11 protein-coding genes and 1 other RNA gene are annotated in these 14,896 nt (G+C 67.4%); 2 read left to right on the forward strand and 10 right to left on the reverse strand.

The genetic code is table 11. The features are described from left to right. Positions 1 to 32 precede the first annotated feature (32 nt). On the forward strand, positions 33 to 602 hold the full coding sequence (locus FHY18_RS12120; RefSeq protein ID WP_259155312.1) for a lipocalin family protein: 570 nt from the start codon (positions 33 to 35) through the stop codon (positions 600 to 602). A 503-nt stretch (positions 603 to 1,105) separates the two neighbouring features. On the opposite strand, the gene FHY18_RS12125 is transcribed toward FHY18_RS12120, so the two are convergent. Further along, entirely contained in the window at positions 1,106 to 2,071 is a 966-nt protein-coding gene (locus FHY18_RS12125) for a YafY family protein (protein ID WP_005997239.1), read from the reverse strand. A gap of 275 nt (positions 2,072 to 2,346) precedes the next feature. Here FHY18_RS12125 and FHY18_RS12130 point away from each other — a divergent pair, with 275 nt between their 5' ends. Continuing rightward, complete coding sequence (locus tag FHY18_RS12130) at positions 2,347 to 3,153, forward strand: DUF481 domain-containing protein (RefSeq protein ID WP_259155330.1); 807 nt, start codon at positions 2,347 to 2,349, stop codon at positions 3,151 to 3,153. 288 nt (positions 3,154 to 3,441) lie between these two features. Here FHY18_RS12130 and hemC read toward each other — a convergent pair whose 3' ends face one another. From hemC to FHY18_RS12175, 9 genes are all read right to left on the reverse strand, one after another. Then, on the reverse strand, positions 3,442 to 4,356 hold the full coding sequence (gene hemC / locus FHY18_RS12135) for a hydroxymethylbilane synthase (protein ID WP_259155334.1): 915 nt from the start codon (positions 4,354 to 4,356) through the stop codon (positions 3,442 to 3,444). A gap of 30 nt (positions 4,357 to 4,386) precedes the next feature. Next, positions 4,387 to 5,124, reverse strand: coding sequence for a LytTR family DNA-binding domain-containing protein (locus FHY18_RS12140; protein WP_259155343.1), 738 nt, complete (start codon positions 5,122 to 5,124; stop codon positions 4,387 to 4,389). A gap of 32 nt (positions 5,125 to 5,156) precedes the next feature. After that, a complete protein-coding gene (locus FHY18_RS12145) occupies positions 5,157 to 6,209 on the reverse strand; it encodes a histidine kinase (RefSeq protein WP_259155350.1) in 1,053 nt (350 codons plus the stop codon). Between the two features lie 4 nt (positions 6,210 to 6,213). Beyond that, on the reverse strand, positions 6,214 to 6,882 hold the full coding sequence (locus FHY18_RS12150) for an alpha/beta hydrolase (protein ID WP_259155353.1): 669 nt from the start codon (positions 6,880 to 6,882) through the stop codon (positions 6,214 to 6,216). Between the two features lie 244 nt (positions 6,883 to 7,126). Then, a complete protein-coding gene (gene mdoH, locus FHY18_RS12155) occupies positions 7,127 to 9,064 on the reverse strand; it encodes a glucans biosynthesis glucosyltransferase MdoH (RefSeq protein ID WP_259155363.1) in 1,938 nt (645 codons plus the stop codon). A 1,117-nt stretch (positions 9,065 to 10,181) separates the two neighbouring features. Next, positions 10,182 to 11,831, reverse strand: coding sequence for a M28 family metallopeptidase (locus tag FHY18_RS12160; protein ID WP_259155365.1), 1,650 nt, complete (start codon positions 11,829 to 11,831; stop codon positions 10,182 to 10,184). 163 nt (positions 11,832 to 11,994) lie between these two features. Then, positions 11,995 to 12,071, reverse strand: a non-coding RNA gene (locus FHY18_RS12165) — sX9 sRNA. 59 nt (positions 12,072 to 12,130) lie between these two features. After that, the gene (locus tag FHY18_RS12170; RefSeq protein ID WP_259155367.1) at positions 12,131 to 13,111 is read right to left on the reverse strand and encodes a GGDEF domain-containing protein; all 981 of its coding nucleotides are present in this window, start codon (positions 13,109 to 13,111) and stop codon (positions 12,131 to 12,133) included. A 241-nt stretch (positions 13,112 to 13,352) separates the two neighbouring features. Beyond that, on the reverse strand, positions 13,353 to 14,840 hold the full coding sequence (locus FHY18_RS12175; protein ID WP_259155370.1) for a SulP family inorganic anion transporter: 1,488 nt from the start codon (positions 14,838 to 14,840) through the stop codon (positions 13,353 to 13,355). Positions 14,841 to 14,896 lie beyond the last annotated feature (56 nt).

A 14,896-nucleotide genomic window follows, 5' to 3' on the forward strand; every position in this document is an offset into this window, starting at 1 on the left:
TGCTGCTCCTACTGCCCCTTTGTGATGTTGCGATGCGCCTGACCGTTACGATCGCCCTCGCTTTCCTGCTCGTCCTCGGCCTGCCCGTGGCATCCGCCAAGGACACATCCACCACCGAGCCGGCGATCGATCTGTCCAAGATCATGGGCACCTGGTACGTGATTGCGCGCATGCCCAACCCGGTCGAGCGCGGGCACGTCACCAGCCGCGACGAGTACACCCTGGTCGAAGACGGCAAGGTGGCGGTGCGCTATCTGTACCGCGAAGGCTTCGGCGAGCCGGAAAAAGAGGTCAACGCGCGCGCGTCGGTGGACGCCGAGAGCGGCAACCGCGATTGGCGGGTGTGGTTCTACAAGGTCATTCCGGCCAAGCAGCGCATCCTGGAAATTGCACCGGACGGTTCATGGATGCTGATTTCCTATCCCGGCCGCGACCTGGCCTGGATCTTCGCGCGCAAGCCGGACATGAGCCGCGACCAGTACCGCAAGCTGGTCGACAAGATGCGCGACGACTATTCCATCTACACCGATAAGCTCAAGCGCGTGCCGCAGTTGCGCGAGCAGGTGGACCGTCTGGGATTTGAAGTACCCAACAAACGCTGAGTATTGCGCTGCCGATATGCTCCGGCGTCTTCCGGTCATGGATGCAATCGGCTGATCATTGCGATCAGACGCGTTGCCAAGTCCAGCTGCCAGCGCCGGAATGCCTGCGAGAACTTCTGCGAAGCCGCCAGGCGCGTCCCGCCATTGCCTGGCGATCGGTTCCGTAGCGCGTACGTCGATCCCGGGTGCGCCTTCAACACTTGCCTGACGACTTGATCGCTACGTCTGGCTAGCTGCCTCTGGCTCTACCGGACTGCCGCGTTCATGCCACCGCGGCTGATCGCCACCGCAGGATCCGGCGCGATCGATGACGCACCGTGGCCAGCCTAGTGTTTGTGCAGCGCGTGGATTGCCCAAGCACCTGGCGTGCAAGCCTGGTCGCGGAGGTGCCGTGCGGCGTCAGCAGTGCGCCCGCCTCGACCAGATGGCTGGTCAACTTGCATGTCGCTGATTGAGCGGAACCCCTGCGCGCAAGACAAACGCGTGCATGCGACCGATCTGGCTCAGTCGTAGTTGCTCAGCGCCAGCGACAACAGCGCCTTGGCCTGCTCGCGCAGCGAAACCGGTTCGACGATCTCCGCATCCGAGCCGTAGTGCAGCACGTCCATCAGCAGCTCGCGCGAGTTGCTGTACGGCAATTTGAGCTCGTAGCGGCCGTCCGGCAAAAAGCGGCCCTGCTGCTTGGAATGCCAGTGCTCGTCGGCCACCCAGCGCGCGGCCTTGGCGCTGAACACGATGGTCGCCCAGCCCTTGGGAGCGCCGGAAAAGATGCCGTAGCTGGCGGCCAACTGCTCGTCCAGCTCGCTGTCGGGCACATCGCGCGGGGCGGCATCGAGCAGGCGCGCATGATTGATACGGTCCACCGCAAAGCTGCGCACGCCATCGCGGCCATGGTCCCAGGCATCCAGGTACCAGTTGTCGCGGTAATGGGTGATGCGCTGCGGGGACACGGTGCGCTTGGTCGATTCGTCGGTCGAGCGTGCCCGGTAATCGAAGCTCAATTGCTTGCGCTCCAGCACCCCGGAGGCCACCGTGCGAAAGCTCGCTTCGTCCAGCTTGCGGCCGCGATGCGGAATCACCCGCACACGGTCCACTGGCCACTGCGATACGCCGGCCTGTGCCGCCAATAGCCCTTCGATGCGCTGCTGCAACGGTGCCAGCATCGAGGACAATACGCCCCCGCCGGTGCGCGCGAGCAATTGCTGGGATGCCAGCAGTGCATGCAGTTCTTCCGAACTCAGCCACAGGCCGGGCAGCTCGAAGCGATCGCTTTCGCCGGACAGATAGCGAAAGCCCGATTCGCCATCGCCTTCCACCGGCGCCATCAGCGCATCGCGCAGAAACGCCAGGTCGCGATACACGGTGGCGCGGGAGCAGCTCAGCTCATCCTGCAGCCGCGCCACGGTGACCGGATAGCGCGCCGACTTGAGCAGGCGATGCAGGGAGTTGATACGTTCATAGCGGTCCATGCGCCGATTATGTCCGGTTCTTCGCGCGGCGGGGTGAGCGTCGCTATGCACTCTGGTGCAGAACACGCCAGTCCCGGCCGCTCGGATTGCGCCGGTCGCGACGACGCCGTGCGCGGGTCTGCGCGCCGCCCGCAACCGCACACGACAACGCGCCATCTGCCGCCAGCGCCAGAACCGCCAATGAAGCGCGGCGTTCACCGGGTCATGACGTGCCGCACAGTCCGTTATCATGAAATCGCTTTCACCCTCCCGCCCTGCCCTCAAGCGAGCCGCTTATGTCCCGCCGTGCCCAGTTGTCTGCCTTGCTGCCCCTGCTGTTGATCACGCCTACCGTGTGGGCCCAGTCGATCGCGGTCGCGCCGACACCGGTTGACCCTGCCGCTGCGCTGGTGCCCTCGCCCTGGAGCGGCAGCAGCGGCGAGCTGGGCTATGCCGCTGCCCACGGCAACAGCACCACCGACAGCCTCAACGGCCGCGTGCGCCTGCGCTACACCGACGGCGACTGGATCCACAGCCTGGATGCCACCGCGCTGCGTTCGAGCTCGGAGTACACCAATACCAACGACGACGGCAGCACCGAACGCGAACGCCAGACCACCGCCGAGCGTTACACCGGCAGCGTGGGCAGTGCCTTGCAGTTGGGCGAGCACCGCCAGCTCACCGCCACCGGACGCTACGAACACGACGACTTCGCCACCTACGATCGGCTGGCCACCTTCGGTATCGGTTACGGCACGCGCCTGATCGATGCCGAGCGCTTCTATCTGGACGCGCAGATCGGCCCGGGTATCCGCCGCGCGCACAACAGCGACGAAGACCGCAACGAGACCGGCCTGATCGGGCGCGGCCTGTTCGACCTGAAGTACACCGTCACCGACAACACTGACCTGATCAACACGCTGCTGGTGGAATCGGGCGAATACAACACCTACGCGCAGAACGATTTCGGCGTGCAGGTCAGCATGAACTCGCACTTCGCGCTCAAGGCCGCCTGGCAGATGCGCCACAACAGCGAGGTCAGCGACGGCGACAAGAAGACCGACACGCTGACCACGGTGAACCTGGTTTACACGTTCAAGTAAGCGATCCCGCTCGGCAGGAGCGGCCTTGGCCGCGACAGCTGTATCGGGAGTGCCCGTCGCGGCCGGGTCCGCTCCTACGACAGGAGGACCTGGTAGTAGGCGGGCGACGCGAGGGGCGGTACGTCGACCATGGTCGACCTGGTGCGCACGTTCGAATACGCGACCGCGCTCGGTAGGAGCGGCCTTGGCCGCGAAAGCTCTATCGGGAACGCCCGTCGCGGCCGGGTCCGCTCCTACGACAGCCGGGGCGTGGGCGTGGCGGCCGAAGGGGCGGGCGACGGCGGTGCGCTACAGCTCGGCCAGCAGCTGGGCGGCGCCCTTGTCGAACAGGCCTTGGGCGACGCGGCGGCCCAGCGCTTCGGTGTCTTCGGGACTGCCGTGCGCATCGGCGTGGATCAGGCGGCCATCGCTGGCGCTGCCGACCATGCCCTGCAGGTACAGGCCCTCGTCCTTCCAGGTGGCGAAGGCGGCCACCGGGACATGGCAGCTGCCGTGCAGCGCGCGATTCATCGCCCGCTCGGCTTCCACGCAGACGCGGGTGGCGGGGGCATCCAGCACCGCCAGCAGCGCATGGATGCGCGCATCGTCGCCACGACATTCCACTGCCACCGCACCCTGCGCCGGTGCCGGCAACCAGTCCGGCGCGTCCAGCCGCGCACTGATGCGCGCGTCCAGCCCCAGCCGTTGCAGGCCGGCGCAGGCCAGCACGATGGCGTCGTAGCCGCCGTTGTCGAGCTTGGCCAGGCGGGTGTTGACGTTGCCGCGCAGGTCGATCAGTTCCAGGTCCGGGCGTGCGGCGCGCAGCTGCGCCTGCCGCCGTAACGACGAGGTGCCCACCCGCGCGCCCAGCGGCAATGCCTGCAGGCTGGCATAGAGATTGGACACCAGCGCGTCGGCTGGGTCGCCGCGGCCCAGGATCGCCGGCAGCACGAACGGATCGTCCAGTTCCATCGGCACATCCTTGAGCGAATGCACCGCGCAGTCGGCCTCGCCGCGCAGCATGGCCAGCTCCAGTTCCTTCAGAAACAGGCCCTTGCCGCCGATTGCCGCCAGCGAGCGGTCCAGCACTTCGTCGCCGCGGGTGCTCATCGGCACCAGCACCACCTCCAGGCCGGGGTGGTGCTGGCGCAACGCGGCAGCGACATGTTCGCTCTGCCAAAGGGCGAGCGGGCTCTTGCGGGTGGCGATGCGGAGCGTGGTCATCCGGCCATTATCGCGGACCGGACCGGTAACTCATACATGACGCAGTTGATCGCGCAGGCTGGCCACGCAACGCCGGCTCACTTCCAGGGTCTGCGGCACGTTGCGCAGCACCGCGTGCACCTGGCCGTCGCCGCTGCGGCGCAACTCCATCAGTTCATCGCGGGCCACCAGGCAATTGCGATGGATGCGCACCAGGCGGTCGGCGAATTCGTCTTCCAGCGATTTGAGCGACTCTTCGATCAGGTCCTCGCCACGGGCGTGATGGACGATGACGTACTTCTCTTCGGCCTGCAGATAGCGGATGTCGCCGATGGCGATCAGCCGCAGGCTGCCACGCAGACGCGCGCACAGGTGGGTGCGCAACGGCCGCGGCGCGACACCGGGCACGCGTCCGGCCAGAAACGTGGCGACCTTTTCCAGGGCCGCGGACAGGCGTTCCGGGCGCACCGGTTTCATCAGGTAATCCAGCGCGGCGGCGTCGAACGCCGACAAGGCATGCTGGTCGTAGGCGGTGCAGAACACCACCGCCGGCGGTGGCTGGCGCTGGCGCAGCAGCCGCGCGGTTTCCAGGCCGTCGACACCGGGCATGGCGATGTCCAGCAACACCAGGTCCGGGTGCAGCTGTTCGCACTGCTGCAGGACCTGCTGGCCGTTTTCGGCCTCGCCGATCACCTCGACCTGCGGATGCTCGCCCAGCAGCATGCGCAGGCGCTCGCGCGCCAGTGGCTCGTCATCGGCGATCAGCACCCGCACTTGCGTGGCCGTCATGGACATCCCCCTTCGCTGCAGCGACTCCCCCGTCACGGCAGCGGCAATGTGATCTCGCAGGCATAGTAGCCCTCAGCCCAGCTGGCCGCCATCCGTGCCCCGGCACCGAACTGAAACGCCAGCCGGTGCGAGATGCTGGCCTGCGCATGCCCGGCGCCGGCCAGCAGCGGCAACTGGGTTCCCGGTTGCGGGGCGGGGTTGACGATGCGGATCTGCAACTGGCTGCCGCGCTGGCGCAGCGACAGATACAGCGTGCCGCCCTCGGGCATGCGCGAGACTCCGTGCAGCACCGCGTTTTCGACCAGCGGCTGCAGCACCAGGCGCGGCATCGGCAGCTCCCACGGCAATGGTTCCTGGCGGTGCCAGCGCACCTGCAGGCGCTCGCCCAGGCGCAAGGACTCGATGGCCAGATAGCGCTCGGCCAGCTCGCATTCGGCGCGCAGGGTGGACACGCCTTCGCCGGCGCCGAGCGCGGCGCGAAACAGATCCGACAGATCCAGCACCGCCTGCTCGGCCACCACCGGGTCGCGCCGCAGCAGGCTGGCGATCAGGTTCATGCTGTTGAACAGGAAGTGCGGGCGGATGCGTGCCTGCAAGGCGTCGGCTTCGGCGCGCGCATTGGCCTGCACCTGCGCTTCCCAGCGGTCGCTGACGTAGAAATAGCGCAGCGCCAGCGCGGTGATCAGCACCACGGTGGCGGCACTGCCCAGGGTGAAGCGCCAGAAGCCGACCAACGGGCCAAGCGGGGCCTGGCCCAGCACGGCGTATAGCCCGTGCACGATGCCGGCGCCCAGCATCGCCACCAGCGCGGCAATCAGCAGCGCGGCCAGCCCACCCAGCCTGGGCGGCAGCCGCGACAGCGAAGGCCGCAGTACGCACAGCAACACGGTGACCGCCAGCGCCAGCCATAGCGCCAGGCCGCTGGCCGAGACGAAGCGCGACAGGGTGATGCTGCGCGCGGCGCCGGCATCGGGCACCAGGGTCACCACCAGCACCACCAGCTCGGCCAGCCCCAGCATGGCACCCAAGCGTGGCAGCCGGCACAGGTCCGGCATCCAGGTGATCTGCGGGGCACCGGTGGCCACGGGCTCAGGCGGCGGTGAAGCGTGCCTGCATCCAGTCGCGCAGGGCGTCGATTTCTTCCAGGCAGACCTGATGGCCCATCGGATAGGTCTGCCATTCCAGAGCGAAGCCGAGCGCGCACAGCGCCTGCATGCTGGCCTGGCCGGCGGCGAACGGCACCACCGGGTCGGCGCTGCCGTGCGCCATGAACAACGGTTGGGCAATGGCAGCGGGCTGCAACTGGCTGGCAGCGGCCGACGGATCCGGTAGATAGGTCGACAGGGCGATCAGCCCGGCCAGCGGGATGCGGCGCTGCAGACCCACGGCCAACGTCACCGCACCGCCTTGCGAAAACCCGGCCAGCAGGATGCGCTCGGGCGGCGTGCCGCGGGCCTGCTCATGGGCGATCAAGGCTTCGACCTGGGCCACCGACTCGGCGATACCGGCCTTGTCGGCACGGCTGGCGAAGTCCATGCCGACGATGTCGTACCAGCCGCGCATGCGCACGCCGTTGTTGATGGTGATCGGGCGGATGGGCGCATGCGGGAACACGAAGCGCAGCGCCGGCCAGTGCGGTCGCACCAGCTCCGGCACCATCGGGGCGAAGTCGCTGCCATCGGCACCCAGGCCATGCAGCCACAGCACGGTCCACTGCGGATTGGGTCCGGTCTCGCGTTCGATCACTTCCAGCATCATCCAGCTCCGCTTGGGGGCCGGGCATTATGCCTTGCGCGCCGGTCACTGCCCGGTCACGCGCGCGCGCCCGCACGCGCCGCCACCCGGATCGCGTGCGGCGAGTTGCCGTGGAGCAGTGGCCGTGGGCCGCCTGCCGGTCGCGCCCTCGTCGGTGCAGATGCGGCCGGGGCGTCGCCCGGGGCGGCGACAGCGCGTGGTTGGCGAACAGCACACCGGGTCCAATCGGGCCCGCCAGTACCGCCAATCAGATCAGCGACGGTTCCAGCGCAGCAGCGCGGCGCAGCTCGGATGCACGCACCAGCACCCTGGGCGGATCGAGCTCTTCGGGGATGCAGAAGATGCCCGCACGGCGCAGCGCAAGACCGCTGCGACGCAGCGAGGTCAGCGCCACCACCGGGATCGACAGCGCCATGCCCACGATCACCGGCGCCATCCAGGCCGCCAGCGACGGCGAAACGGTGTACGCCACCGCGCCCATGAACAGGCCGAACACGGTCAGCCCGCCATAGCTGCGCAACAGCGCCGGCCACGACAGCTTGCCGTCGTCGCGCACCTGCGCGTCCCAGCCCGAATCCTTGCCGGCCAGCACTTCGAACACGCCACGCGACTGCAGGTACATCACCACCGGCGCCATCAGCGCGGCCAGCACGGTTTCCAGCAGGATGCTCAGCAGAGCGCGGATCGCGCCGCCGCAGGCACGCAGTTCGCGCGGGTTGAGCAGCAGTGCGATATAGCCCAGCAGCTTGGGCGCCAGCAGCACGAACATGGTGCAGACGAAGATCCAGATCGCATTGCCCTGGCTGCTGCCGTGCCAATAGCGGGCAGGCGAGAACGGCAGGTCGCCGGCCAGGTCGATGCCGCCGCCGGCCAGCGGGATGCCGATGCCGATCAGCATCAGCAAGCCCCACATCGGCGCAGTGAAGTAATGCCCGATGCCGATCAGCATGTGCATGCGGCTGATCCAGTGCAGGCCTTTGGCGCTCACCACCTTGGCGTGCTGCAGGTTGCCCTGGCACCAGCGGCGGTCGCGGATCAGCAGGTCGGTCAGTGTGGGCGGGCCCTCTTCGTAGCTGCCCTGCAGGTACGGCACCATGTGCATGGCCCAGCCGCCGCGCCGCATCAGTGCCGCTTCGACGAAATCGTGGCTGAGCACGTGGCCGCCGAACGGCTTGCGCCCGCGCAGCGACGGCAGGCCGGCGTGGTCGGCGAAGGCCTGGGTGCGGATGATGGCGTTATGGCCCCAGTAATTGCTCTCGGCGCCATGCCACCAGGCCACGCCGAAGGCGATGATCGGCCCGTACACACGCCCACCGAACTGCTGCATGCGGGCGAACAGCGTCTGGCCGTTGACCACCGCCGGCAGGGTCTGGATCAGGCCCACGTCCGGGTTGTTTTCCATGCCGGCGACCAGCCGCACGATGGTGTCGCCGGTCATCACGCTGTCGGCGTCCAGGATCAGCATCTGCGGATAGCTCCCGCCGAAGCGGCGCACCCAGTCCGCCACATTGCCGGCCTTGCGTGCGGCATTGTCGGCGCGGCGGCGGTAGAAGATGCGCCCGTGCCCGTCGACGCGGTCGCACAACTCGTTGTAGACCAGTTCTTCGGCAGCGCCGATGTGATCGCGGGTGGTGTCGCTGAGTACGAAGAAATCGAAATGCTCCAGCTGGCCGGTTTCGGCCACCGATTCGTAGATCGCCTGCAGGCCGGCCAGCAGCCGGCGCGGGTCTTCGTTATAGGTGGGCATCAGCAACGCGGTGCGCGAGCGCAGCGTGGGCAGCGGCTGTTCCGGGTCGATGCCGAGCTTGCGTCCGGCGCGCGCCACCACGGTGATGAAACCGGCCACCGCGCTGGCAAAGGACATCGCGATCCACGCGAACAGCAGCACGAACAGGCCGAGCAGGCAGCCTTCCAGCACGCTGACGCCGTCGGGCCACAGCACGCTGAGCATTACCCACACCGCCACGGCGGTGGTGGCGAAGGTGCCGCCGATCAGGTAGAAGCGCCGCAGGCCGATGCCGGCCGGCGCGGTGCGTTGATGGGGCACCTGCAGTCTGCCTTCGCGCAGGTTCTGTTCGGGCATCGCCAGCGGCGCTTCCGGTGGCAGCGTGGGCTGGCCGGCGTCGAGGGCGGAGGTGGGGGGCAATGCGGTTGGTGCGGGGGAAAGGGTCACGGTGCCGTCCATCAAGGCTGCCCGTCGCATGCGTGCGACAGTGCGGGCTGCAGCGAGAGGTCCATCCTCGCCACGCGTAGCGATCGTGCGAAGCGCACCGCACCGGCAAGATGCCCGGCGGCGTGCGACCAGGTCGCGGTATTGGCAGCTATGAAACCACTCCGATGCACAAACTCTCCTGGCGGCGACGCAACGTCGCGGCTCATCCTAAAGAATCGACCGTTAAAGGAAACGAAGGCCATCGTGCAGTCTTCGCCCCACCCGACGAGGACCGCGCGGCAGACTACGCGGTAACGACCGAACGCAACCCCAACAGATTGCAGCCTGGCACGCGTGCTGTCACGGGCGTCAAACCACGCTGTCGTGTCAGACAGGTGCAATTGATGTGCCAGGACCTGCAATCGGTTGCAGCGACAGCCTGCTGGCGGGCGATCGTGGCGGTCGGTGGGTCTCACCAGACAGTCTGCGGACTGCTCTATTGAAAGCCATGCCCACCGACCATCTCGACTGGTCCTTGCCCGCTCACGTCGCGGGACCTTACGCGGCATGGATGCCGCGTAAGAGCTTGCAACGACGTACTTGCAGCGTGTCCTGCGATGGTGGGCGGGCAAGGGCCCTGCAGCAAACTCGCAGCATCGCGGGCGCGGTGCCCTCGCCGCTCGCGGGACACGCCGTGAACCCGTCCATGGGGGCTCGATGGCGGCATCCATGCCGCCAACGGTCCCGCAATCGGCGAGGACACCGCACCAGACAGTTGGCTGGCAGCTTTACTGAAAACCCTGCACACCGACCATCTTGACTGGCCCTTGCCCGCCCACCGTCGCGGGACCTTACGCGGCATGGATGCCGCGTAAGAGCTTGCAAGGACGTACTTGCAGCGTGCCCCGCGATGGTGGGCGGGCAAGGGCCCTGCAGCAAACTCGCAGCATCGAGGGCGCCGTGCCCTCACCGCTTGCGGGACACGCTGTGAACCCGTCCCTGGGGACCGTGTGGCGGCATGGATGCCGCCACACGGTCCCGCAACCGGCGAGGAAACCGCACCAGACAGATTGCTGGCTGCTTTACCGAAACCCATGCACACCGAAGCAACGCTACCCTGATGGAAGCGCGGTCGTCTTGTCAGCCGGTCCTACTTGCGTGCCGCCTCGCTTGCATCGCGGGTGGCGCGGAATTCCGAATCGCTGCTCCAGTTCGGCCACTGACGCGAATCGGCCAACTGCTGGCCCAACGCGTACAGCACGCCCAGATCGCGCGCGGCGCCGGCGAAGGTCCAATCCGGCTTCCATTCGTCGCCTTGCTGGTGATAGCGCTTGGCGGTGTAGTCGTCCGATGCCGCCTTGCCTGCGGCAATGCCGCCCACTTCCCAATCCTGCCCGGCCGCATAGGACAGCGCCGGCACACCGCGCTTGGCGAAGGAGAAATGGTCGGAGCGGAAGAAATACCCGGCCTGCGGCTTGGGGTCGGGCGTGTAGCGCAGCTTGGACTGTGCGGCCACCGTCTTGAGCTGATCGAGCAACTCGAGCTTGGCGGTGCCGTAGATGCCGAAATCGCGCGACGGCACGAACGGGCTCATGCCGTCCATGTTGATCACCGCAACGGTGGTATCCAGCGGGTACAACGGCTTGGAGGCGTAGAACTCCGAGCCCAGCAAGCCCTTCTCTTCGGCAGTGACGGCCAGGAACACCACCGAGCGCTCCGGCTTGGGCCCTCCGGCAAAACCGCGTGCCAGTTCCAGCAACGCCGCAGTGCCGCTGGCGTTATCCAGTGCGCCATTGAAGATGGTGTCGCCGCGTGCGTCCGGCTTGCCCACGCCGATATGGTCCCAGTGCGCGCTGTAGATCAGCGTTTCATCCGGATGCGTGCTGCCTTGCAGGCGTGCGACCACGTTGTGCGAGGTGATCACGTCGGATTTGACCTGATAGCTGGCGCTCAGGCCCTGGCCCTTGAGCTCGACCGGCTTGAAGCCGCGGGTCTGCGCCTGCTTCTTCAGCGCGTCGAAATCCAGCCCGGCGCGCTTGAACAGCTCGGTGGCCAGATCGCGCTGGATCCAGCCTTCCACGGTGGGGTGCGCGGCACGCGGGTTGTCGCGCACCACGTCGAACATGGTGTTGGTATTGGAGCTGGCCACGGTGTCCCAGCCATACGAGGCGGGTGCGGTTTCGTGCACCACCAGCACGCCGAGCGCGCCCTGACGTGCGCCCTCTTCGTACTTGTAGGTCCAGCGGCCGTAATAGGTCATGCCGGCGCCGTCGAAGGCGCCCTTGCCGGTTTCGAAGTCCGGGTCGTTGATCAGCACCACCGCGATCTTGCCCTTCAGGTCCACGCCCTTGAAGTCGTCCCAGTCTCGCTCCGGCGCCTTGACGCCATAGCCGACGAAGACCAACGGCGCGTTGGCGATGTCGACCTTGGACGCGCCGTCGAGCGCGGCACGGATGGCGATCTGCTTGCCTTGCGTCAGCGCCTGCGGCTTGCCGGCATCGGTCAGCGCAAGCGTCGGCGCACCGACGATATCGGCGCGACGCAACGGCACCGCCTGGGTCCACAGCCGCTTGCCATCTTTGAGGTCGCCGCCGGGCTGCAGGCCCGCGTCGGCAAATTGCTTGCTCAGATAGGCGATGGTTTTTTCTTCGCCGGCGGTGGCCGGGCCACGCCCTTCATAGGCATCGGACGCCAGCTCCTTGACGTCGCGCGAGATGCGCGCGCCATCGAACGTCGGCGCCTGCGCCATCACTGCGGTCGAGACCGCCATTGCCAAGAGTCCCATGGCACATCGCTTCATTGCATACCCCAACTATCAGACAGCCCTGGAGTGTAGCCACCCGCGGGTGCAAGCGGCGGCATGTCGCGGGATGGTCGCCTGCGATGGCCGCGTGTCGCGCGGGAGCAGCCGCGCACCTGCACGCGTCCAACCGGTGCGGCACGGCGATGCGCGCGCCTGGAGAGGCCAGCAAAGCCTGGCGCGCAGTCGTCAGGTGGGGGGCGGACAGTGCGCTCGGAACCGGAGTGTGCGGGGGGGCATCTGCCGCACCGGGCACCGGCTACGTCCGCCTGGCTGCGCAGTCGTTTTGCCAAGCGCTCTTAGAACAGGTCCACGCTGCCGGTCTGTTGCGTGGTCTGCAGCAACTGCCCGCTGGTGATCAGCTCGGAGTACACCACCGCGCGATTGCGGCCATGCTGCTTGGCCCAGTACAGCGCCTTGTCCGCTTCGTCCAGCAGCTGGCTGATCAGCCGCCCGTGGGTCAGCTGCACGATGCCGGTGCTGAGCGTGACCTGCCCGACCTGCGGGAACACATGCTCGGCAACGGCCAGGCGGAAGCGCTCGAACAGGCTGACCGCCACATCGCGATCCACCCCACGCAGCACGATCACGAATTCTTCGCCGCCGAAGCGGAACAGCAGATCGTCCTGACGGAACGCGCGCTGCATCAACTGCGCCACCAGCAGCAGTACTTCGTCGCCGTACAGATGACCGAAGGTGTCGTTGACCCGCTTGAAGTGATCGATATCCACGATGCCCAGCCAGATGCTGTCGTTGGCCGGAGCGTCCGGTCCACCTGCGAACAGCCCCAGCACCACGTCGTCGAAGGTCTTGCGGTTGCGCAGGCCGGTCAACGCGTCGCGCTGGGCATCGTCGAGCAGGCTGCGGTAGTTCTGGAAGAAGCGTGCGAAGCCCTGCAACATTGCCTGTTCGGCAACACCGGGCGTGCGCGCACCGCCCACCCTCAGGCAGGTCCGGATGCCACGCGCTTCCATCATCGGGTACAGCAGCAGCGCATTGCCATCCTGCTGCAGCTGCACCACCTCGCCAGGGCCATGCACGTCGGCCAGCCGGGCACGCATCTGCGCATCCTTCAGCTCGGCCACCGTCAGCGACAGGCGGCCGTCGTCGTGCAGGCGGGTTTCGGCCATGGTGCGGCCGTCCGGGGCGATGCGCAGCAGCGACAATTCCTCGACGGAGCAGACCTCGCGCATGGTGCGCAACAGGCTCAGATCGAGCAGATCGGCGTCGCGGATGGCGGTCATGTCCACCATCCGTTCCAGCAACGGCGTAGCGCTCATTGGCGGCGCAGCCGGTGCGCAAACGCGGGCCCGCCCTGCCGGACGCGGCGGGCTGGCAGACAACTGGAGTGGCAACGCGCAGGCTTCACGACAACGACCGGCAGTCAGGATGCCGGTTCATCGGCGTTGCCCGCGCAAACTTGAGACCGCTCGCCGACCATGCTCAGCCCGCATCCAGCCCTCGATGCGCAGCGGACAAAAATGCCCGGCGCTGCGATGGGCGCGCGTCGCCCCGCGGGGCTCAGGGCAGCGCGGATTCCAGCGCGTCTTCGCCCAGGGCATGCCGCTGCATCAGCCGGCGGCTACCGGCATTGAGGCCCTCGACCTGCACATCCAGATCGTGATGCCGCAAGCGCTGCACCACCTTGTCCAGCGCCGCCACGGCGGTGATGTCCCAGAAATGCGCACGGCTGACGTCGATCACCACGGCGCGGCCAGGCACCTGCCGTGCGTCGAAGGCATCGATGAACACATCGGCCGAGGCGAAGAACACCTGCCCGCGCACACTGTAGGTGCGCACGCCATCTGCGCCATCGCTGTGGGCGATCTGCAGCAGCCCGGCCACCTTGAAGGTGAAGAACACCCCGCTCAGCACCACGCCCACCGCCACGCCGGCGGCCAGGTTGTGGGTCACCAGGGTCACTGCCACCGTGGCCAGCATCACCACGCTGGAGGTGCGCGGATGGGTGATGACGGTGCGCAGCGAGCGCCAGTCGAAGGTCTCGGCCGACACCATCACCATGATCGCCACCAATGCCACCACCGGCACCTGCGACACCCACGGCTTGAGCAGCACCATCAGGATCAGCAGGAACACCCCGGCGAACAAGGTCGACAGCCGGCCGCGGCCGCCGTACTTCACGTTGCCCACGGTCTGGCCGATCATGCCGCAGCCGGCGATGCCGCCGAACAGGCTGGCCGCCGCGTTGGCGAGCCCGAGCCCGGTGCATTCGCGGTTCTTGTCGCTGGGGGTGTCGGTGAGTTCGTCAACCACCCGCGCAGTCATCAGCGATTCGAGCAGGCCCACCATGGCGATGGCCAATGCCGGCAAGGCGATGATGCGCAGCGTTTCCAGCGTCATCGGCACCGCCGGCCATTGCAGGAACGGCAATGCAGTGGGGAGCCTGCCAAGATCGGCCACGGTCTTGAGCGGCAGGTGCAGGGCGCTGCCGGCGATGGTCAACAGCAGGATGCACAACAGCGGCGAGGGAATCGCCGACAGGCCCGGCACGCGCAATCGCGGCAGGCCGTAGATGATCGCCAGGCCCACACCGAGCATGGCCCACGTGGTGAGGTTGGCGCCCAGCAGGTGCGGCAGCTGCGCGGCGAAGATCAGCACCGCCAGTGCATTGACGAAGCCGGTGCGCACCGAGCTGCTGACAAAGCGCATCAACACGCCCAAGCGCAGCAACCCGAACAGGATCTGCACCGCGCCGGCGAGCAGCCCGGCTGCCAGCAGATACGGCAAGCCGTGCGCCGCCACCAGCGGTGCGGCCACCAGCGCCACCGAGCCGGCTGCAGCAGAAATCATCGCCGGGCGCCCGCCACAGAACGCAATCACGATGCCGATGACGAAGGACGCGAACAGGCCGACCTGCGGGTCCACGCCTGCCACGAAGGCGAAGGCGATCACTTCGGGAATCAGGGCAAATGTTGCGACCGCACCGGCCATCAGTTCGCGCGCAGGTGAAGCGCGCCATTGCGCCAGTTCGGCACGCAGGAAAGACATCGGGGACACTCCGGGGACAAAAGGGACAGCCTGCGGACAGTGCGCAGCGGCGATAG

This window comes from Xanthomonas sp. 3793 (genome assembly GCF_024806835.1).
Taxonomy (GTDB): Bacteria; Pseudomonadota; Gammaproteobacteria; order Xanthomonadales; family Xanthomonadaceae; genus Xanthomonas; species Xanthomonas arboricola_F.